Raw genomic sequence first — 21,141 nt, 5'->3', positions numbered from 1 at the left:
GCCGACGGCGGTCGACGTGTAACGCCGACCGTCAGGAAGCTAATCAGGCCGCAGCCTGCTCGCGCAGACGACGTGCTTCGTCGCGCAGGAACTGCTGGTAGTCGTCCAGATCGCCGTCGAAGGGCTCGACGCCGCCGTTGGTGACCAGCCAGAACTCGTCACAGACGGCGCGCAGCAGCGCGCGATCGTGGCTGACCAGCATCACAGTGCCTTCGAACTCATTGAGCGCCACCGCCAGCGCCTCACGTGTGGCCAAATCGAGGTGGTTGGTCGGTTCGTCCAGCAGTAGCAGGTTAGGACGCTGCCACACGATCATGCACAACACGAGCCGCGCCTTTTCGCCGCCGCTCATCGTGCCGACCGCCTGATGGACCATGTCGCCGCTAAAGTTGAACGTCCCTAGGAACGTGCGCAGCGATTGCTCCGTGCCGCTCTGGCCGGGTGCGCGCATCTGAGGTGGCGTGTCCCGCGCTAGGCGGATCATGTGTTCCATCGGCGTGTCGAGCGGACGCAGCACGTCCAGCTCCTGCTGGGCGAAGTAGCCGATGTTCAGTCCCTTGCCTTCGCTGATCTCGCCGGCAATCGGCGCGAGCGCGTGCGCGACCGTCTTCACCAGCGTGGACTTGCCCTGACCGTTGGCACCGAGAATGCCGATACGCTGCCCGGCCAGTACGGAACGGCTGATGCCTTTCACAATGACGGTGGGCGGTGTGTCCGGCGGCGCGTCGGTCGGCGCGGGGTAGCCGAAACTCGCGTCCAGCATGGACAACAGCGGGTTCGGAACGCTGAGCGGTTCCTTGAATTCGAAGTTGAATTCCGCTTCGGCAAGCACCGGCGCAACCTTCTCCATGCGTTCGAGTGCCTTGACCCGGCTCTGTGCCTGCTTCGCCTTCGATGCCTGCGCCTTGAATCGGTCAATGAACTTCTGCAAGTGGGCGATCTTTTCCACTTGCTTCGCCATCGCGGCCTGCTGCAAGACGAGCTGCTCGGCGCGCATGTCTTCGAACTTGCTGTAGTTGCCGCCGTAACGCACGAGCTTGGCGTTGTCGACGTGCACCGTCACCTGTGTCACCGCGTCGAGGAATTCGCGGTCGTGGCTGATCACGACCAGCGTGCCTTGATAACGCTTGAGCCACGCTTCCAGCCAGACCAGTGCGTCGATATCCAGGTGGTTCGTCGGTTCGTCGAGCAACAGCAGGTCGGACGGGCACATGAGCGCACGCGCCAGTTGCAGTCGCATGCGCCAGCCACCCGAGAAGCTGTTGACCGGCTGATTCAACTGCTCGGCACTGAACCCGAGACCCTGAATCAGCGCTTGGGCGCGGGCGGGGGCGTCGTGTGCTCCGGCATCGTGCAGGTTCATGTAGGCGTGCGCCATGCGCATGCCGTCGTCGCTGGCTTCGGCCGCGGCGACCTCCGCATGCGCGGCCATCAGCACGGTGTCACCCTCGACAACGAAGTCGGTCGCTCCCTGCTCGGTCTCCGGCATATCCTGCGCGACCTGGCCCATCTTCCAGGCCGCCGGAATCGAGAATTCGCCGCTATCTTCGTGCAGCGTGCCGTTAAGAAGGGCGAAAAAGGACGACTTGCCAGCGCCATTGCGGCCGACAAGACCAATCTTTTCGCCAGGAGTGAAGGTAACGGACGCGCTATCGAGCACGACGTTGACGCCGCGACGCAGCGTGAGATTACGGACGGAAATCATAAGGAGCTACCGCTAAGAAGACTGGCATGATAGCCGACCGGACGCGCGGGGCTGTCATTTTCATTCGGCGCCAGCCTTCTTGTGGGCGTTACGTGGGGTGTTCCGCTAGTCGGCAATCGACCGAATAACCTTCGCCGGATTCCCGCCGACCAGCGAGTTCGGGGGGACGTCTTTTGTCACGACTGCACCGGCCGCGACCACCGAGTTCTCGCCGACGGTGACGCCGCCGATAATGATGGCGCCCGCTGCGATCCAGACGTTCTTCTCGATCACGATAGGTTTTGCGATGACGCCCTCGCGCCGCTGGGACGGGGCTAGGGGGTGGCCGGTCGTGATGAGACTCACGTTCGGCCCGATCATCACATCGTCACCGATGTCGAGCCCGCCGAGGTCATAGAAGGTGCAATTCTGATTGACGAAGACGTTGCGCCCGACGCTGATATCGACGCCGCAGGCGGTGTAGAACGGCGGTGCCAGCATGAAACTGTCGTCCACCTTCTTGCCGATCAATTCGCTGAACAACGCCCGGACTTCATCCGCATCGTTGAACGTCAATTGGTTCAGCGTCGCGGTGATCGCCATCGCTCGCCTGACGTTTGCCGTCATGGCTGCCGATTCCGGCGTTTTTCTGGGAATTGTTCTGGTCCGGTCATCGTTCGCCATTCGTTATATTCCTCCGATTTTTAGTCTCCACCCGCTCATCGGCGATCGTGCGAGAATCCGTGCTTACGGGGCAAATTCTATGCCGAGGAGTGTCCGATGACTGCTACATCTGCTGTTTTCGCCGTTCTGGTCGCGCTGTGGTTGGGCGCCATGATTCCCGGGCCCAGCTTCGTGTTGGTCGCGCGTAACGCGATCGGTCTGTCGCGCCGTGATGGGCTGGCGACCGCTTTTGGCATGGGCGTCGGAGGCATTTTCTTCGGCGGCGTTGCGCTCGCCGGGCTTTATACGCTTTTGCAGACGGTCGAATGGCTCTATATCGGCCTGAAGGTCGCGGGCGGCGCTTACCTGATTTACGTCGCGTCGAAGATATGGCGCGGTGCCGGGAATCCGATTACGGTCGACGCCACGCTGACGGCTTCCTCCGGCAGCGTGCGCAAATCGTTCTGGATTGGCCTCAGCACGCAATTGAGCAATCCCAAGACGGCTATCTGGTACGGCAGTATCTTTGCCGCGCTGTTGCCGCAGCATCCGCCGCTGTGGTGCTATTTTGTGCTGCCACCACTCGTTTTTGCCATCGAATTCGGTTGGTACACCATCGTCGCCCTGTGCTTTTCGAGCAAAGGGCCGCGCGAAGTGTATCTGCGTGCGAAGAAGTGGATCGACAGAATTGCCGCCGCCGCCATTGCAGCGCTTGGCTTGCGACTAATTCTTAACGCATCCAAAGCCGGTATTTGACTTGGACGCCAGCCGCTCAGGCTGGCGTAGCTTCCACCACCGGCGCCTTAGGCAACGTAATCGTGAACGTCGTCCCCACCCCCACCTGACTTGCGACGTCGATGGTCCCCTTATGGAATTCGATGGCGGCGTAGACCACCGCCAGTCCCACGCCGGAGCCATCTTCCAGCACTGCATTACTGCGCGAGCGGAAGGACATCTGGAAGATCTCCTTCAACTCGTCCGCCGGGATGCCGGTGCCGTTGTCTCGCAACACCACCTGGAATGCCTCAGCCATATCCGTCACGCTCATATCGATGGCGGGTTGCGCCATCGTGTACTTCGTCGCATTGCTGATGAGGTTGATGAACGCGTGGAACAGCACGTTGCTGTCGCCGATCATCTTGCTGTCCATGCCCGACGGTGCCTGCACCGTGATCGTCGCGTTCGGGAACATGTCGGAGCCGACGCCGCGCACATCCTCCAGCAACGCCACCAGCGACAACTCCGCTCGCTTGCCGAACTTCGGATCGTCCAGCGACGCGCTTTGTGCCGCATCCAGCCAGTTCTGAATCAGGTTATTCAGCTTCGCCACCGCCTCGCGAATCTTCGTATAACGCGGCGTCGAATCCGTCTCCTCGTTACGCGGATTCAACAGTCGTTGCGCGTGTCCATCGATCACGCTGAGCAACGTACGGAACTCGTGCGTGGCCATCGAGCGGAACGTCTTCTGGAAGTTATTGAGACGCTCCTCGTTCGCCAGCGCGCGCTGCAAGATCGTGTTCTTTGCCGTCGCGAGCTTCTGGTTGCGCACCAGCGACGCCGTGCTTTCCTGAATCTTCGACAGTGTCCGGGAGAGCGTGCCGATTTCATCGCCGCGCGAGAGCCACGGCAGACGCAGCTTGTCCTTGCCCGACATCGTGTTGCCCGCCATCCGGATCAGACGCGTCAGCGGACTGAGAATCACGGTATCTACATAAATCAGACACAGCATCGTGACGACGATCATCGCGGCGATCAGCGCATCGATTTGCAGCAGATGCTTGCGCGCCGCGCTGTTCTTCACCTCCACCTCCTTGATCAGCGACTCGGTGCTGCGAAACACCAGCGAGCCGAACGTGCTGTTCGCCTGCGTGTACTTATTGTTCGAATCGCCGCGATAGAGCTTGGCGGCATCGCTCAGCTTACCGGTCTGCGCAAGCTGAAACACCTGATTCGACGCACGACGGTACTGTGCCCATTGCGACTGAAACTTCGAGAATGCGAGACGGAATTCGTCGTGGACCAGCACCTTTTGATAACGGTCCGACGCCGACTTGATCTTGTCGTCGAACTCGCCCGCCGCCGTGCGAATGTCCGCAAGTGCCTTGGGCGACATCGGCGCAAGGGCTTCGGATTCGACCGTCCGGAAGTCGGAGATGTAGTCGTTGAGCTCTTCGAGCAGGCTCAGATTCTCGATCTGCGTGCGCTCGGCAGCGATAGCGCGCTGCTGGGACGAATCGACCTGATGGTGCACCGCGATGCCCACAGCGATCATCGCCACGAGACACAGTGCGAGCAGGAGATACATCCGCCCCCGGATAGGGAGCGACTTGGGCGGTGTAGAAGACGCTTTCGACATGCGATGTCAGCAGTAGATCAGCAGGTGTGGCCCGGCGCGGCGACGCGCTCAGAGCTGGATGATATTGAGCAGGGCGGCACGCACCACGGCTTCCGTGCGGGTGGCGACGTTCAGCTTCTCGCGGGCATTGTCGATGTGGAAGTCGACCGTGCGCTTGCCCAGGTCGAGAATGATCGCGATTTCGGCCGACGTCTTGCCCTTCGCCGACCATTGCAGCACTTCCACTTCGCGCTTCGAGAGACCGAAGGGCAGCGGGGTGCCTTCTTCCGGCTCTTCGTGTTCGGTGTACTTGCGGATGACGGTGTCGAGCACGTCGAAATCCACCGGCTTGAGCATGTACTCGTCCGCACCGGTGCTGTGCCCGCGCATGATCGATTCCTTATCGGCGTTGCCGGTCAGGAAAATGAACGGGATCTTGCGTTCGCCCTGAATGATGCCGCGGGCGCTTTCCAGAAACTCGAAGCCGGTCATGCCCGGCACGTTGACGTCGCACACGATGATGTCCGGCATGAACGCGGCGAGCGTCGCCAGAGCGGCCGAAAAATCGTGTGCGACTTTGACGACATAACCGCGATCCGTCAGATCTTCACGAATCAGATCTGCCGAATCTACGTCGTCTTCAATGCAGAAAACTTTGGTGGGAGATGACATCCCGCTGGCCCCGGTTTTTTATGGAATAGACAAATCGTACTAAAAAATCACCGGACGACGAAATTTCGCCGAAGTACATGCGCATGACACGTCTCGCCTAATCCGGTTAATTCGTTCTCGCACAATAAGAAAAGGACCGCTGGGCGGTCCTTTCTGGCGGGAAGTCTTCCATGGGTGCCCGATCAGGCAAAGAGGGCCGGGCAGATCTCAAATGCGAGCCGCATGCCGATCAATGCCATGTTTTGGAGGTTTTCGATCATGACGTGTTCTCCGTCGTTCATGAGGTTGGGGGCTGTGGGGCCGGTGAAGTGGCTTAGTAGCCGAACACATGCCCGACATGGATGGCGCATTGCATGCCGGTTTCGATGCAGGTTTCGTTGTAGAAGAGGCTATCGACGAGGTTGAGGATGAGGCTCATGGTGGTTTCTCCGGTGTTGGGTGCGATTTAAGTGAGTCGGCGGCGATCAGGCAAAGGCCGAGACGATGGTGCCGACGAGGCCGAGGATCGAGGCGAAGCCGTAGGTGACGAGTGCGGGCATGGTGTTTCTCCTAAAGTCGGTTTGTCTGGTTGGGCGGCTTTCGCTGTGTTGCGTTAGCCGATGAGTGAAGTATCGTCATCGCCCACTCGCCGCGAAACTGTGATTAATACAGGCCGGCCCGATTTCGGAGGAATTGGCGGTCATCGGATAGAAAAAGTGCTTATTTCATGAGGGGTTACGGGCGATCACCGTAAAACCCCGTATAAATCGCAGTGACGTCGTTCAGGGTGCTCCGTACCATTCGCTTCGCATTACAAAGCCTTACAGAAGCGAAATAGAACAATGGAGTACTGAATGAGGACGATTAGGATGACCTGCGTCGCATTTGCGGCGCTTTGCACAATCACATCGGCCGCGCAGGCCTATACGACGATCGACATCGCCGACCGCTACGGCACGCCGTTCATACAAGCGCGGCTGTTTTCCCCGACGGATGGCGCTTATGCCACCGACCCCAACAATCGAGACCAGTTTTCGACGGGCACGCTCTCGCCGCTGCAAACCGATCAGATACGCAGCGCCCTGAACTACTGGGCGGAAGTCATCAAGGTGGCACCCGGCAGCTCACCCGCGATCATCAACGTGGGCATGAGCACGGAGGAGGGCGCGCACGCTTACAGCCCCTACGTGTTCGAGGCGGGGGACCCGACGGCCACCGGCGGGCAGAACCCCACGCGCGTGCAGGCGGCGCTGCAAAACAATCCGCTCGCCCGTAGCGACTATCACGGCGCGCACGGCGAGATCACGCTGGGCGATATGGCGTTTTCGACCGCGTCCCCGGTGGCATCGCAAATCCCGCTCAACAGCACTGCTGACCTGCCTGCCGTCATGCTGCACGAGGTGGCGCATGCGCTGGGCGTGGGAACCAACATCATCGAGACCGAGCTGCCGTCGAAGTTGCACACGACCCAGTTTGCGACGGTTCTCGACGGCTGGTCCGCGCACCTGTACGACGACAACGGTCGTCAGGCGCAGCCGGGGCAAATGATTCTCACGCCGGAAGACGCGGGCACGGTGGCCGACCCTGCCGCCTTCGACGCCCGGAAGGACACGGCGTATTTCTCCGGCGATCATGTGAAGGAAGTGCTCGGGGATTCGATGAAGGGCCTTCCCGTGAAGGCGATATTCGACGGGCGAATCTACGATTCGCCGGTCTTCTCGCACATCGAGCTGAAGAACAGCCTGATGAGTCACCAGACGTACCGCAACTACACGGCATTCATGGAGGCAGAGCTGGCCGCGCTGCAAGACCTCGGCTACGACATCGACCGGCGTAACTTTTTCGGACGTTCGATCTACGACGACGGCAAGACCCTCGTCAACGACAATCCGTTCTTCGGCCGCAACGCCGATGGCACGGCCTACATCCCGAACACGTACAACACGGCGACGCTCGGTCTCGGCCTGCACATCTACGGCGGCGGGAATACCGTCGCGCAGCGTGCCGACCTTCTGAGCATCGGCGCGGGTGGCGCGGGCATTCGGGTAGACGGCGTCGGCAACAACGTGACCGTGCTGCCGGGCACGCGCATCTATGCGGATGGCAGCAACGGGCGCGGCGTGATGTTTACGTACGGCAAGGACCATTCGTTCGTGCAGCGCGGCGACGTGCAGGCGCTTGGGGCCAACGGCATCGCCGCCAGTTTCGATTTCGGTCATAACGCGCTGGGCGACGGTGGCGACTATCGCGGGTCCTACATCTATACGCGGCTCGACCCGGTCTCCAAGCTACCCCTGCCGCTGCTCGACGAACTCGACGGCCCGCTCGTGAGCCGCGTCGACATTACCGGACGTCTCGCGGGCTCGTACGCGTCGCTGTACATGTCGGAGAACGGTTACGTCGGACAGATCAACATCATGCGCGGGGCAGCGCTGTACGGCGACATCATCTCGAAGTACACCCAATATGACAGTCAGGGCGCATTGCGTCTCACGCAACTGAACTTCGGTCTGACGCCCGACGCGAACGGCGTCGCAACGAGTGCGGCGGACCCCACGTTCAATCTGCGCTACGACGGCAATATCGTCGGCGGCAATCTGGCGCTGACGATGGCGGGCGGCACCACGCAGATCAACGGCGATCACACGGTGCACGATGTGGCCGTGCTCAGTGGCGCGACGCTGACCGGCAATAGCCGTTACGCGCTCGATCCCGCTGGGGCTTTTGTCAACGCGGGCACCGTCGTGCCGTCGCTGGCGGGCAGCTTCATCAGCATCGGTGGCGATTACACGCAGACGAGCACCGGCCGGTTCGTCTCCTCGCTGTCCGGCGACGGGACGTTCACCAAGCTGATCGTGACCGGCCACGCGGCGCTCGACGGCACGCTCGCCATTGCGCCGCAGCGCGGCTGGTACGCAAGCGGCATGACGGTCACGTCGGATCAGTGGCTGAACGCGTCGAGCATCGGCGGCGCGTTCGCCAACGTGACGACGCTGCTGTCGTCGCCCACGTTGCTCGCTACCGCGAGTTCGCTCGGCAACAACACGTACCGGGTGCAAGTCGCTCGCGCCAGTAACGCTTATTCGCAATACGGCGTCGACGGCAATAGCCGTCGCGTCGGTGCCGCACTCGACCGCATCGCGGGCGGTGTAGGCAAGGACTTGCAACCGCTCGTCGCGGCGCTCGACTTCTCGGCCGCCGACGGCAGCGACATCGCCCGCGCATTGCCGCAACTGACGCCCGCCGCCTACGGCGCAATGTTCACCGGCGGGCTGCTGCGGGAGCGTCAGTTGACGGACATGGTGGCCACCGCCGTCGGCGCGGATGGCAGCCAGAACACCGGTAACGGTGCGCTCACCGGCAATTGGCGGGGGTTTGCCGTGCCGTTCGGCAGCGGTTACTGGCGCGGACGCAGCGGTGACATGGCGGGTGCCAGCGGCAATACGTACGGCGTGGTGTTCGGCGTCGAGAAGGTGGCGGGCGACGGGCGCGACTGGACGATCGGCGCGCACGGCGCGGTCAGCGGCCAGTCGACCCGTCTGGACGGGCAGACGCCCGGCTCGGGCAAGACGACGGCGTTCGACATCGGTGTGCATGCGCGCTACGCCCCGTCGCTGAGCGCTGGCCCGCACGCGTTTGCCCTGCTGCGTTTCGGTGTCGAGGACGGCCGAGTCGACCGGACCATCGCCGTGAACGGGTACTCGGCTACACCACGCGGCACGTGGACCGGCGCGACGGCCTCCGCGAGCGTCGGCGGTGGTTGGCGCTGGCAGTTGAGCAGCACCACGAGCGCAGGCCCGGTAGCAGCGCTGGACTACACCGCGCTGTATCGTCCGAGCCTCACGGAGGACGGCGGCGCAAGCCTGCATCTCGACGGCAAGACGTTCAACTCGCTGCGCACCCGCGTGGGCGGTGAGTTGCGCTTCGACCTGCCAATGATCTCGGGCAACGCGCTGACGGCCAATCTGCAAGCGACGTGGAACCACGAGCTGACGAGTGGTGCGATCAACCAGACGGCCAGCTTCGCGGGCTATCCGGGAGCGTCGTTCACGACGCGCAGCGAGGTCGTCGGGCGCGACAGCCTCGGCCTGCAAGCCGGGGTGTCGTATCGAATGGCCCGCAAGATCGTGCTCGGTGCGGCCGTGTCGAGCAATGTCTATAAAGCCGGAAATGCCGACATAGCAGGTTCGGTGTCAGCAACATGGAGATTCTGATGTATGTAATTACATCGGTATCGAAGTGATAGGCAGGGATGTCACCGGAAAGACCGAAAAACGCCAGGAATTTGCCATTTCTGGCGTTTTTGCATTTGGCGCGGCATCGCTTAACGATGAATTCGACGCGCGAAACCTCAGTTCCCGAGTGCGTCATTATGTCGCGATGTATGGAATATGTACATGCGTAGCATTCGTCACGCAAATAGTGTATCCATACATAGAGGCTTAAGATGTCCATGCATAACGTCTCGCCCACCCGCAGAGGCAGGGCAGACACGACACCCGGCGCGCGTTGGCGCACGTGGTGTGCGCGCGTCGCCGCTGCGGCAGCGATGGTGCCCATGAGCGGCTGCACGATGGAGCTGCTTGACCCCAAAGGCAGTGTCGGCGAGCAGGAAAAGCACCTGATCCTGATCGCGCTCGGCGTCATGTTGCTTGTCGTGATCCCGGTCATCGTGCTCACGCTTGTGTTCTTCTGGCGCTACCGCGAGACCAACACCGCGGCGACCTACTCGCCGAAGTGGTCGCACTCCACCAAGATCGAAGTCGTCGTGTGGACGATTCCCGTGATCATCGTCGTGGCGCTTGCCGTGATGATCTGGGAGACGACGCACAAACTCGATCCCTACCAGCCCATCGAACCCATTGCCACCGACAAGCCGCCGGTGCGTGTGGAGGTCGTGGCGCTGAACTGGAAGTGGCTCTTCATCTACCCGGACTACAAGGTCGCCACCGTCAACAAGCTGGTGCTGCCGGTCGACACGCCCGTGGAGTTCAAGATCACGGCCGAGTCGCTGATGAATGCGTTCTTCATCCCGCAACTGGGCAGCATGGTCTACGCGATGTCGGGCATGCAGACCAAGCTGCACCTGATCGCCAACGAGACCGGTACTTACGCGGGGATGTCGTCTGCCTATAGCGGCCCGGGCTTCTCCGATATGCACTTCAAGGCGCACGTCACGTCGCAGGGCGACTTCGACAAGTGGGTCAAGGAAGCGCAGGCCGTGCCCGACACGCTCGACGCACCGACCTACGTGAAGCTCGAACAGCCGGGCACTGCTGCGCCGGTCGCCATCTACGCCAACGTCATGCCGGGCCTGTTCGACGCGGTCGTCGGCAAGTACATGGGGCCGATGGACGGAGGAACGCAAGGCATGCGTGTCTCGGGCAACAGCGCCATCGACGACATCATCGCCGCCGCCAATTGCCGCGTGGACGGCCAACTGGACAGCCGCGCGCTCCTCGCGCAGCGTCCCGAGCGCGAGGCCGGTGCACAACCCGCATCGCAGCGCGCGCTCACGGAGTAAGTCATGTTCGGAAAACTCGATCTCGACGCCATCCCACTGCACGAGCCCATCATCATGGGCACGCTCGTTGTCGTGCTGCTGGGCGGCGCGGCGCTGCTCGGCGCCATCACGTACTTCAAGAAGTGGGGCTATCTCTGGACGGAGTGGATCACCTCCGTCGACCACAAGCGCATTGGTGTCATGTACATCATCCTCGCGCTCGTCATGATGCTGCGCGGCTTTGCCGACGCGATCATGATGCGCGCGCAGCAAGCCATCGCCGCCGGTGGCGAAGCGGGCTATCTGCCGCCGCATCACTACGACCAGATTTTCACGGCGCACGGCGTCATCATGATCTTCTTCGTGGCCACGCCGCTGGTGCTGGGCCTGATGAACGTGATCGTGCCGTTGCAGATCGGTGCGCGCGACGTGGCGTTCCCGTTCGTCAACTCGCTGTCGTTCTGGCTCTCGGCCATGGGCGCGGTGCTCGTCATGATGTCGATGTTCGTCGGCGATTTCGCCGCGACGGGCTGGGTCGCCTATCCGCCGCTCTCGGAGCTGGGGTATAGCCCGACGGTCGGGGTGGATTACTACATCTGGTCGTTGCAGATATCGGGGCTGGGCACGACGCTCACCGGCATCAACTTCATCGTCACGATCCTGCGCATGCGTGCGCCGGGCATGAACCTGATGAAGATGCCGGTGTTCACGTGGACCGCGCTGATCACCAACATCCTGATCGTTGCCGTGTTCCCGGTGCTGACCGCCACGCTCGCGCTGCTCACCGCCGACCGTTACCTCGGCATGCACTTCTTCACGAACGAACTCGGCGGCAACGCCATGATGTACGTGAACCTGATCTGGATCTGGGGCCACCCGGAGGTGTACATCCTGATTCTGCCGGCGTTCGGTGCGTTCTCGGAAATCATCGCCACGTTCTCGCGCAAGCCGCTGTTCGGCTACAAGTCGATGGTCTACGCCACGTCGTCGATCGGCATTCTGTCGTTCTTCGTCTGGCTTCACCACTTCTTCACGATGGGCTCGGGCGCGAACGTCAATGCCTTCTTCGGCATCATGACGACGATCATCTCGATCCCCACCGGCGTGAAGCTGTTCAACTGGCTGTTCACGATGTATCAGGGCCGTATCCGTTACCACTCGGCCACGCTCTGGACCATCGGCTTCATGGTGACGTTCGCCATCGGCGGCATGACCGGCGTGCTGCTGGCCGTGCCGGGCGCGGACTTCGTGCTGCACAACTCGCTGTTCCTCGTGGCGCACTTCCACAACGTGATCATCGGCGGTGTGGTGTTCGGCTGCCTCGCCGGCATTACGTTCTGGTTCCCGAAGGTCTTCGGTTTCACGCTCAACGAACGTTGGGGCAAGTTCTCGTTTGCCTGCTGGCTGATCGGCTTCTACCTCGCGTTCATGCCGCTGTACGTGCTCGGCTTCAAGGGCATGACGCGCCGCATGAACCACTACGTGCAAGCCGACTGGCAGCCGTACCTCATCGTGGCGGCGGTCGGTGCTGCGGTGATCGGTCTGGGCATTCTGTCCTTCGGCGTGCAACTGGTCGTGAGCATTCGCGATCGCAACGCCAACCGCGACCTCACGGGCGATCCGTGGGACGCGCGCAGCCTGGAATGGGCGACGTCTTCGCCCGCGCCGTTCTACAACTTCGCGCACGTGCCGCACATCGATTCGCTGGAGCAGCATTGGGACGACAAGGAGCGCGGCCTCGCCTACGTGCAGCCGACGCACTACGAAGATATCCATATGCCGCGTAATACCGGCACCGGGTTCATCGTCTCGGCGTTCAGCTTCGTGATGTGCTTCGCGCTGATCTGGCACATCTGGTGGCTGGCCGGTGCGAGCCTGATCGCGACGATTGCCACGTTCCTGTGGCGCACCTACGACCGCGACGTCGATTACTACGTGCCGGCGGCCGAAGTGGAGCGTATCGAAAACGCCCGCTTTGCCGACCTGCGTGCCGCGCATCGCGCGCATCAATCCCTGCAAAAGGCCGCCTGATGTCCTCGGCATCTATTCATACTTCACACGGTCACGGCGCTGCCGCCGGCGCCGACGCCCACGCTCACGGGCACCATGACGCCGGCGCCACGACGACGCTCGGCTTCTGGATCTACCTGATGAGCGACTGTCTCATCTTCTGCGTGCTGTTCGCGACGTTCGGCGTGCTCGCGGCGAACACGGCCGGCGGGCCGACCGGCCGCGAACTGTTCGAGCTGCCGTTCGTGCTCGGCGAAACGATGCTGCTGTTGCTCTCGAGCTTCACGTTCGGGCTGGCGTCGCTGTCGATGCGTCCGGGCAACGAGGGCGTCGTCCAGCGCTGGCTCTGGATTACGTTCGCACTCGGCGCGGCGTTCGTCTCGATGGAAATCTATGAGTTCTCGGCACTGCTGCACGAAGGCGCAGGCCCGGGGCGCAGCGCGTTCCTTTCGGCGTTCTTCACGCTGGTGGGCACGCACGGTCTGCACGTCACGTGCGGCTTGCTGTGGCTTGCGGTGATGATCCATCAGATCGACCGCTTCGGCTTCGATCCGGTGGTGCGTCGTCGTCTGCAATGCCTGAGCCTGTTCTGGCACTTTCTGGATCTCGTCTGGATCTGTGTCTTCACCTTCGTCTATCTGCGGGAGTTCGTATGACGAGCGCGCAAGTTCACGACCACGGCGCGTACGCCTCGCAGAGTCATCTGCGCGATTACATCGTCGGGTTCTTTCTGTCGCTGGTGCTGACGTTCGCGTCGTTCGGCGCGGTCATGCTCAAGCTCGTGCCGTCGGGCTGGGGGTTGGCCACCATCGTCGTGCTGTGTGTGGCGCAGCTGGTGGTGCAATTGGTGTACTTCCTGCACATCGGCGCGAAGCGCAGCCAGCGTCAGAACTCGGCCATCTTCCTGTGCACGGCCGGGCTGATTGCGATCATCGTCGCGGGTTCGTTGTGGGTGATGCATAACGCCAACAACAACATGATGCCGACACACATGTCCATCGACCGGGCGAAGCTGCGCGACTGACCATGGACCGCCTCAAATGCATGGAGGTGTTCGTGCAGGTCGTGCGCGCCGGCAGCCTGTCTGCCGGTGCGGCGGCCTGTGGCATGTCGGCCGTGACGGCCACGCGCCACGTGCAGGCGCTCGAAGCCCGGCTCGGCCAGCCGTTGCTGCGCCGTAGCGGGCGGCGTCAGGTGCCCACCGAACTCGGCGAGCGCTACTACACCGAGTGTGCCGAAGTGCTCGCGCGGGTCGAGACGGCCGACGCTTTGGGCGACGGCCGTCCTGCGGGCGCGTTGCTCGCGTCGGCGATCTCACGGCCCGTCGGTCAGATTCGCGTGAGCGCGCCCACCACTGTCGGCTCGCATCTGCTCATGCCGATCTTTGCGGAGTACTTGCAGACGCATCCGGACGTGGCGCTCGACCTTGCGCTCAAGGACCGGGCCGTCGATCTGGAGGAGGAGGGCATTCACGCCGCGTTTCAAGCGGGCGGTAATCCCGAACCGGGGCTGGTCGCGCACACGTTGCGTGGCGTGACGCGCGTGGCGTGCGCGTCGCCCGGCTATCTCGCGCGACGCGGTGTGCCCCGTCAGCCCGCCGATCTGGCCGGGCACGACTGTCTGGGCTTTCGTTACGACGAGGTGCTGGGGCGCTGGGAGTTTGCGCCTGCCGGGGCGTCGGGCGATGTTCGTCTCATCGCGCACAATCCGCTCGCGCAGCTTCAGGCGGCGGTGCACGGCATGGGCATCGCGCTGTTGCCCGAGTATCTGCTCGCGCCTGAGGTGGAGGCCGGACGCCTAGTGCGTGTGCTCGAAGCGCAAGCGCAATTGAGCGAGCCGATGCATCTCGTGCATCTGGCGGGGCGCTATGTGTCGTCGAAGCTCGACGACTTCGTGCGCTACATGGTCGAGAAGCTCGGGCCTGACGCCTGTCCGGTGGCTTCGTCGGTTTGATATCCGTCTGATGCCGGTCTGATCCGGAGATGTCGACGGCGAACCGTCGGCTGTCACTAACTTCGGCTAAGATGCTCCCATCGACATTGTGGCCGATGCGAAATCTCCAAGAGCGGGGCCTTCCGAGCCCGCCATCTTTTTGATCCGGCAATCATGCTATCTGGCAACGCATTGCGACGCCTTTTCGCCTGCACCTTGGCGGGTACGGCGCTTGTCTGGACGACGGTGGCGCTCGCGCAACCGCCGCAATACAAGAACGACGCTGAGTTGATGGGCGCGGCGATTGCGTCGCCCGAGGGCGTCGGTCAGGTGCTCGACCGGCTTGTGCAGAAGTGTGGGTTGTATAGCGAGGCGACCAAGGCGCACGGCAACGCCGCGTTGCGCGCGTGGCAGGCGCGGCATCGCGACTATCTCACCGAGGGCCAGCGCGTGCGCGACGAACTCCGTGCCGTCTACACCGACCCCGAGGCACGTCAGCGCTTCGACGATCTCCTGACCAACGAGTTTCCGAAGCTCGTCGAACGCCAGTTCGTCGTGTACTCGAACACCATCGACGATCAGCCGACGCAATCCGCCAAAGCCGAGATGTGCGACGGCTATTTCAACGCGGTGGACGAGCGTCAGTTCGATCTCAAGGTGAACGACCCGGCGCTCGCGGCGTTTTTCGACAAGCGGATGGCTGAGCGGACGTCCTCCGGTAATTCGCCCGTCAGCAAGTAGCGCATCAAGTCCGCTACCGGACGAATGCGCTCACCGAACGGCAGCGGGTCGCGACCCCGGAAGAAGAGGCCGCGCGCCACGTCGCCACGCACAGCTTGAGCAAGCTTCAGGTCGATGCAGAACTGACCGATACGCGCGACGCCATCGCGCAAGCCGCATGCCTGTAAGCAATCGAATCCCTCCAGACACTCACGCACTTTCGCCTTCGCCTGCAAGGCCGTCTCACGTGACAGGTACTTCTTGAGCCACGGCGTGAGCACTGCTCGCGCGGGCAGCCCCGCGACACTGGTGAATTCGGCGATGTCTTCCGGCCGCGCGCTCGCTAGCACGTGCTTGAAATCGGGATGTGCGTCGGATTCTTCGGTCACGGCGAAGGCCGTCCCCAGTTGCACGCCCGCAGCACCTTGCGCGAGCCAGTGCCGCACCTGCTCGTGACGATGAATGCCGCCCGCCACGATCAGCGGCACCTGCGTCCACTCGATGTCCAGCGAGGCGTAGATCTCGCGGCATTCCGCGAGTACGCGCTCGAACGAGAAGCGCGCGTCGCCCAGATCCTCGATGCGCGACGCACCGAGGTGGCCGCCCGCGTGCGCCGGGTGCTCGATGACGATGGCGTCCGGCAACCGGCCTTTCTTCATCCACTTACGCAGCACGAGACTGACGCCACGCGAGTCCGACAGAATCGGGATCAGGGCGATGTGCGGATGCGCGGCGGTGAGTTCGGGCAGGTCGAGTGGGAGACCTGCGCCCATGACGATGGCGTCGGCACCGCTCTCGCAGGCCTGACGCACGAGCGACGCATGCGCGCTCACCGCTTTCATGACGTTGACCGCCACGAGACCGTTGCCGTCGGCAATCGCCTTGGCCGCGCGGATTTCGCGGTCGAGCGCAATCAGGTTGACGGCTTCGATGGCCGCTTTGTCACGTGTACCGGCCACCTGAGCGAGCAGATCGGGGTGATGGTGACGCAGGTCGATGCTCGCAATCGTCCCCATGCCGTTGTGCTTTGCCACCGTGCCCGCCAGCCGGTGCGCGGAGATGCCGATACCCATGCCGCCTTGCACCACCGGCACCAGCCGGCGGCCGGCCAGCGTCAGCCATTGCTCGTTCATGTCAGATCCGTTCGTCGAAAATTGCCGGCGCACGAAGGCATGCGGCGCAGCAGTTCCGACAGTCTGGCATTCGCTTCGCGAACGGTTCTTGCGATGGGTCAAGCGCGAGTGCGCTCAGGCCGGGTCTTCGGTGCGGCATGGCGTCGCAGCGCGCGGCACGGTGCCCAGTGCGATGCCGCCGACGATCAGGGCGAGGGCAATCCAGACGTCCAGCCCGAGCGACTCGCGCAGGATCAGCGCCGACGCCAGCGTGCCGACCACGGGCACACCGAGCAGGCCGAGCGACGTCACGCCTGCCGGCAACTGACGCGTGACCATACCGGCCAGCCAGTAGGCGATACCGCCGCCGACCACGCCGCCATACGTCATCAATGCCGCGAATCCGGTCCAGCCGGTCACGCGCGGTGCGCCATCGACGACGAACGCGATCGTGCACAGCATGACGCTCGCGAGCAGCAACTGCCACGGGCTGAGTTCGAACGGACCATTGACCCAGCGGTGCGCGCGCATGTGCACGATGGCGATCGCCCACACGAACGCGGACAGCAGCACGAGCGCATTGCCGAAGATGGCGTTGCGGTCGTGCCAGTCGAACGCGATGGGGTTGAACATCACCAGCAGGCCGAGCAGGCCGCACGCCAGCCCGAGCAGGCGTCGCGGGGTGAGCGCTTCGCCCAGCCACAGGCGCGCGGCGGGCATCACCCAGAGCGGCGTGGTGTAGGCGAGCACGGCGGAGCGTCCGGCGCTGACGTATTGCAGGCTGAGCGCGACGAGCAGCGAGAACGCCGTCATGTGCAACAGGCCGACGCTCAGGATCACCGGCAAATCGCCCCGGCGCGGCAGCACGAGACGGCGGCTCAGCGCGCAGATGACGAACAGCGTCGCCATGCCGATGACCGAACGAAGCGCAGTGCTCCACCACGGCGAGACGTGGGCGAGAAGGGCTTTGCTGACCGGCCAGTTCACTCCCCAGGTCACGATGACGATGGCGAACAGCACGCCAGCGTGCGAGCGCACCGGCGAACGGTTCGAGGCTAGGCGTTGCAAGCTGGCCGGCAGGTTCACGTGCCCGGACTCCGTGAGGGGATGGACGGGCGTTCTGCGGCGGGTGACCTGAACGAGATCGTCTCGTCATCCAGCGGGCAGAACGCGCTATCCCATCACGTTAAGGTAGGCGTGGAGGGTAGAGAAGCGCCAGCGCCGAGGTATTCGGTGGTGCCACGGCGCTGAACAACCTGAGCGGGTCAGGCTTTCGGCGGCCGGCCGCTCAGCTTCATGCAGAGGCCGCGCAGGAAGACGCGGATGCCGTCGCTCTTGCCCAGTTGAGGGCGATGACGGAAGACGTCGTAGTCGACGGCTTCGATCATCTCGAGAATGCGCAGGCCGCCGTGCACGACGCAACACAGTTCCAGCCCGAAGCGACCCGGCACGCGGTTCGCCAGCGGTGCGCCGCGCAGCATCATCTTGCGGGCGAAGTCGACTTCGTAACGCATCAGCGCGCGGAACTTGTCGTCGTACTTGTGCGCGCCGATGTCGGCGTCCGTCACGCCGAAGCGGGCCATGTCGTCCTGCGGCAGATACACGCGCGCCTTGCGCCAGTCGACCTCCACGTCCTGCCAGAAGTTGATCACTTGCAACGCCGAGCAGATGTCGTCGGAGCAGGCGATGTTTTCCGGCGTGTCGAGCTTGAACAGGCCGAGCATGATGCGACCGACCGGATCGGCCGAGCGGCGCGTGTAGTCGCGCAGGTCGGCAAACGTGGCGTAGCGCTTGGTCTCGATGTCCTGATCGAAGGCGGAGAGCAGGTCGGAGAACGGTTGCACCGAGAGCTGGTGCTCGGTGATCACCTGGGCGAGGGCGGCGAACAGCGGCATGTCGGGCGACGTCGGCTGCCCGGCGGCGATCTTGTCGAGTTCGGCCTGATAGGCGGCCAGCCCGGCGTGGCGCTCGGTGTTGGTGGCGTCGCCCTCGTCGGCGATGTCGTCGGCAGTCCGGGCGAAGTTGTAGATCACGCCTACCGGCGCGCGCATTTCGCGCGGCAGCAGGACACTGGCGACCGGGAAGTTCTCGTAATGCTCGATCTTGGCGTCGGAAGTCATCGGGTGATGCGTGTGAGGCGAGTGTGAAGCGGATGAGGGCCATGCCGCTTCCACGTCTGGTTTTGAGGATCGAAACCACGGAGCGGCGCGCAATGCCCCGAGATTCTATGCCATCGCCCCCCATCCTGTCGGGAAAGTCGCGCCAATCCCCGGTATACTTCTCCCTTTGCCCGGATTCTCCAGGCCCTATAGCAGTGTCACCCTGTTCCCCTGTACGACGAGGAGCCTCGTGAGCGTCGCCGAACCGATCGAAATTTCGCCTGAGCAAAGCAGTGCACGCGTGGCGTCGGGCAGCAGCTTTTACGCTGCCATGCGTATTTTGCCGCCCGCGCAACGCGAAGGCATGTTCGAGATCTATGCCTTTTGCCGTGCCGTGGACGATATCGCCGACGACGGCGACGACACGTCTGCGAACCGCATGGCGCGTCTGGCCGTGTGGCGGCGCGATCTGGCCGATCTTTACGATGGCCGTCCGACGCCGTCGCTGGGCAACCTCGCACGCGCCGTCAAACAATTCGGTCTGAAGCACGAAGATTTCCTCGCCGTCATCGACGGCATGGAAATGGATGCCTGCGGCCCCATCGTCGCCCCCGATCTGCCCACGCTCGACCTGTATTGCGACCGTGTGGCGAGCGCCGTCGGCCGTCTGTCGGTCAAGGTGTTCGGCATGCCCGAGCAGGACGGCATCGATCTCTCGTATCACCTGGGCCGTGCGCTCCAGTTGACGAACATTCTGCGCGATATCGACGAAGACGCCGGCATCGGCCGCGTCTATCTGCCGCGTGAAACGCTCGCAGACGCCGGTATCGTCGGCGCGACGCCCGACATGGTCGTCGCTGCCCGTCTCGACAAAGCGTGTGCGCCGCTCGTGGCGCAGGCGCGTGAGCATTACGCCCGCGCCCGCACGATCATGGCGCGTCATCCGCGACGTGTCGTGGTGGCACCGGCCGTCATGGCGAAGGCATACGGCGCGATTCTCGACAAACTTATCGCGCGCGGCTTCGCCGTGCCTCGCGAGCGCGTGCGTGTACCGCGCTGGCGTCTCATTCTGATGCTCGTGCGGCAGATGGTTTTCTGATGGCGGGGACTGTTCACGTCATTGGTGCCGGCCTGGCCGGGCTGGCCGCTGCGGTCAGACTCGCCACGCGCGGCGTTGCCGTGGTGTTGCACGAAGCCGCACCGCAGGCTGGCGGACGTTGCCGCTCGTACTTCGACAAGCAACTGAACGCCGTGATCGACAACGGCAACCATCTGGTGCTCTCGGGCAACACGACGATGCGCGAGTTCACGCGCACCATCGGCTCCGAGCACACGCTGACCGGCCCGGATCGCGCCGAGTTCGCGTTCGTCGATCTCGAGAACGACGAACGCTGGACGGTGCGGCTCTCCGAAGGGCGTCTGCCGTGGTGGATCTTCGATAAGAACGCTCGTGTGCCGGGTACGAAGTGGTCGGACTATCTGTCGCTCGCGCCGCTGTTGCGCGCGGGGCCGGACGCCACCATGACCGACGCCATGAATTGTCCGCCGATGCTGTACAAGCGGCTGATTCATCCCCTGTTCCTCGCGGTGCTCAACGCGGATCCTGCGGAGGGCTCGGCGCAGATGGCCGGTGCGGTGCTGCGCGAGACGCTGGTGCCGGGCGGCAAGTCCTGTCATCCGCTGATCGCTACGGAAGGGCTGGACGTCTCGTTCGTGACGCCTGCGCTGGCGTATCTGGAAGCCAAGGGTGCGCGCGTGATGATGCAGCACCGGGTGCGCGAATTGCACTTTGCCGCCGACGGTAGTCGCGTTGACGCCATCGATTTCGGCGACGGGCCTGAACCGTTGGCCGCTGAGGATTCGGTGGTGCTGGCGGTGCCGCCGAACGTGGCAGCGTCGCTGGTGCCGTCGCTGACGACGCCGGACGAGTACCGCGCCATTGTCAACGCGCACTACCAGGTGCCGCCGCCGCCGGGCTGCCCGCCGATGATCGGCGTGGTGAACGGCGTGAGCGACTGGATTTTCGCGTTCGACGGTCGCCTCTCGGTCACGATCAGCGGGGCCGATCATCTGCTCGACGAGTCGCGCGAATCGCTCGCGCTTCGCATCTGGGAAGAGGTCGCCAGCGCTTGCAAGATTCCGTCCACGCCGATGCCGGTGTGGCAACTGGTGCGCGAGAAGCGCGCCACGTTTGCGGCGACGCCCGCGCAGGACAAGCGTCGCCCCGGTGCGAAGACGCGCTGGCGCAATCTGCTGCTGGCTGGCGACTGGACGGCCACCGGCCTGCCCGCGACCATCGAGGGCGCGCTGCGCAGCGGGAATCTGGTGGCCGATTTGCTGCACCGCGCCTGACAGTTTGCGACTGTCATTGGGCACGTAACTGCGACTGCAATTGTTTAACCGGCGCTTAACGCGCGCCGCTCTATCGCCTT

At 63.4% G+C, this 21,141-nt stretch carries 17 protein-coding genes; 10 read left to right on the top strand and 7 right to left on the bottom strand.

Translation table 11 applies throughout. The annotated features are described in order from the left end of the window. Positions 1 to 43 precede the first annotated feature (43 nt). Both PAQ31011_RS19375 and PAQ31011_RS19370 read right to left on the bottom strand, forming a co-directional pair. Positions 44 to 1,705: an ABC-F family ATP-binding cassette domain-containing protein gene (locus PAQ31011_RS19375; RefSeq protein WP_150577361.1), complete on the bottom strand. Its 1,662-nt coding sequence runs from the start codon at positions 1,703 to 1,705 to the stop codon at positions 44 to 46. Between the two features lie 105 nt (positions 1,706 to 1,810). Further along, positions 1,811 to 2,368, bottom strand: coding sequence for a sugar O-acetyltransferase (locus PAQ31011_RS19370; protein WP_150577360.1), 558 nt, complete (start codon positions 2,366 to 2,368; stop codon positions 1,811 to 1,813). Between the two features lie 96 nt (positions 2,369 to 2,464). Here PAQ31011_RS19370 and PAQ31011_RS19365 point away from each other — a divergent pair, with 96 nt between their 5' ends. Continuing rightward, the gene (locus PAQ31011_RS19365) at positions 2,465 to 3,103 is read left to right on the top strand and encodes a LysE family translocator (protein ID WP_150577359.1); all 639 of its coding nucleotides are present in this window, start codon (positions 2,465 to 2,467) and stop codon (positions 3,101 to 3,103) included. Positions 3,104 to 3,119: 16 nt separating this feature from the next. Here PAQ31011_RS19365 and PAQ31011_RS19360 read toward each other — a convergent pair whose 3' ends face one another. Then, positions 3,120 to 4,703, bottom strand: coding sequence for a sensor histidine kinase (locus PAQ31011_RS19360; protein WP_150577358.1), 1,584 nt, complete (start codon positions 4,701 to 4,703; stop codon positions 3,120 to 3,122). A gap of 48 nt (positions 4,704 to 4,751) precedes the next feature. Next, positions 4,752 to 5,354, bottom strand: coding sequence for a response regulator transcription factor (locus tag PAQ31011_RS19355; RefSeq protein ID WP_150577357.1), 603 nt, complete (start codon positions 5,352 to 5,354; stop codon positions 4,752 to 4,754). Positions 5,355 to 6,187: 833 nt separating this feature from the next. On the opposite strand from PAQ31011_RS19355, the gene PAQ31011_RS19350 reads away from it, so the two are divergent. From PAQ31011_RS19350 to PAQ31011_RS19320, 7 genes are all read left to right on the top strand, one after another. Further along, on the top strand, positions 6,188 to 9,547 hold the full coding sequence (locus PAQ31011_RS19350) for an autotransporter outer membrane beta-barrel domain-containing protein (protein WP_174990199.1): 3,360 nt from the start codon (positions 6,188 to 6,190) through the stop codon (positions 9,545 to 9,547). Between the two features lie 335 nt (positions 9,548 to 9,882). Beyond that, positions 9,883 to 10,857, top strand: a complete 975-nt coding sequence (cyoA, locus tag PAQ31011_RS19345; RefSeq protein WP_246179693.1) for a ubiquinol oxidase subunit II — start codon at positions 9,883 to 9,885, stop codon at positions 10,855 to 10,857. A gap of 3 nt (positions 10,858 to 10,860) precedes the next feature. Continuing rightward, positions 10,861 to 12,867 carry a cytochrome o ubiquinol oxidase subunit I gene (cyoB, locus tag PAQ31011_RS19340; protein WP_150577355.1) on the top strand — a complete coding sequence of 669 codons (2,007 nt, stop codon included), beginning with the start codon at positions 10,861 to 10,863 and terminating at the stop codon, positions 12,865 to 12,867. Then, positions 12,867 to 13,502, top strand: coding sequence for a cytochrome o ubiquinol oxidase subunit III (gene cyoC, locus PAQ31011_RS19335; protein ID WP_150577354.1), 636 nt, complete (start codon positions 12,867 to 12,869; stop codon positions 13,500 to 13,502). Before cyoB ends, cyoC begins: the two co-directional genes overlap by 1 nt. Then, complete coding sequence (gene cyoD, locus PAQ31011_RS19330) at positions 13,499 to 13,870, top strand: cytochrome o ubiquinol oxidase subunit IV (protein WP_150577353.1); 372 nt, start codon at positions 13,499 to 13,501, stop codon at positions 13,868 to 13,870. The genes cyoC and cyoD overlap by 4 nt, the downstream gene beginning before the upstream one ends. Before the next feature lie 2 nt (positions 13,871 to 13,872). Beyond that, complete coding sequence (locus PAQ31011_RS19325; protein ID WP_150577352.1) at positions 13,873 to 14,799, top strand: LysR family transcriptional regulator; 927 nt, start codon at positions 13,873 to 13,875, stop codon at positions 14,797 to 14,799. Between the two features lie 153 nt (positions 14,800 to 14,952). Beyond that, entirely contained in the window at positions 14,953 to 15,519 is a 567-nt protein-coding gene (locus PAQ31011_RS19320) for a hypothetical protein (protein WP_150577351.1), read from the top strand. Here the strand turns inward: PAQ31011_RS19320 and PAQ31011_RS19315 are convergent. From PAQ31011_RS19315 to hpnC, 3 genes are all read right to left on the bottom strand, one after another. After that, the gene (locus tag PAQ31011_RS19315; RefSeq protein ID WP_150577350.1) at positions 15,420 to 16,631 is read right to left on the bottom strand and encodes an NAD(P)H-dependent flavin oxidoreductase; all 1,212 of its coding nucleotides are present in this window, start codon (positions 16,629 to 16,631) and stop codon (positions 15,420 to 15,422) included. The genes PAQ31011_RS19320 and PAQ31011_RS19315 overlap by 100 nt on opposite strands. A gap of 114 nt (positions 16,632 to 16,745) precedes the next feature. Then, on the bottom strand, positions 16,746 to 17,696 hold the full coding sequence (locus PAQ31011_RS19310; protein WP_246179669.1) for a DMT family transporter: 951 nt from the start codon (positions 17,694 to 17,696) through the stop codon (positions 16,746 to 16,748). Positions 17,697 to 17,875: 179 nt separating this feature from the next. Continuing rightward, positions 17,876 to 18,730, bottom strand: coding sequence for a squalene synthase HpnC (gene hpnC / locus PAQ31011_RS19305; RefSeq protein WP_150577349.1), 855 nt, complete (start codon positions 18,728 to 18,730; stop codon positions 17,876 to 17,878). Between the two features lie 229 nt (positions 18,731 to 18,959). Here hpnC and hpnD point away from each other — a divergent pair, with 229 nt between their 5' ends. Together hpnD and hpnE are read left to right on the top strand one after the other, a co-directional pair. After that, positions 18,960 to 19,808, top strand: a complete 849-nt coding sequence (gene hpnD / locus PAQ31011_RS19300; protein WP_150577348.1) for a presqualene diphosphate synthase HpnD — start codon at positions 18,960 to 18,962, stop codon at positions 19,806 to 19,808. Further along, entirely contained in the window at positions 19,808 to 21,061 is a 1,254-nt protein-coding gene (gene hpnE, locus PAQ31011_RS19295; protein ID WP_150577347.1) for a hydroxysqualene dehydroxylase HpnE, read from the top strand. The genes hpnD and hpnE overlap by 1 nt, the downstream gene beginning before the upstream one ends. The last annotated feature ends 80 nt before the right edge of the window (positions 21,062 to 21,141 follow it).

Source organism: Pandoraea aquatica (assembly GCF_902459565.1).
GTDB lineage: Bacteria > Pseudomonadota > Gammaproteobacteria > Burkholderiales > Burkholderiaceae > Pandoraea > Pandoraea aquatica.
Note: the sequence above shows the minus strand (reverse complement) of the source record. Positions and strands in the feature narration are given on the sequence as shown.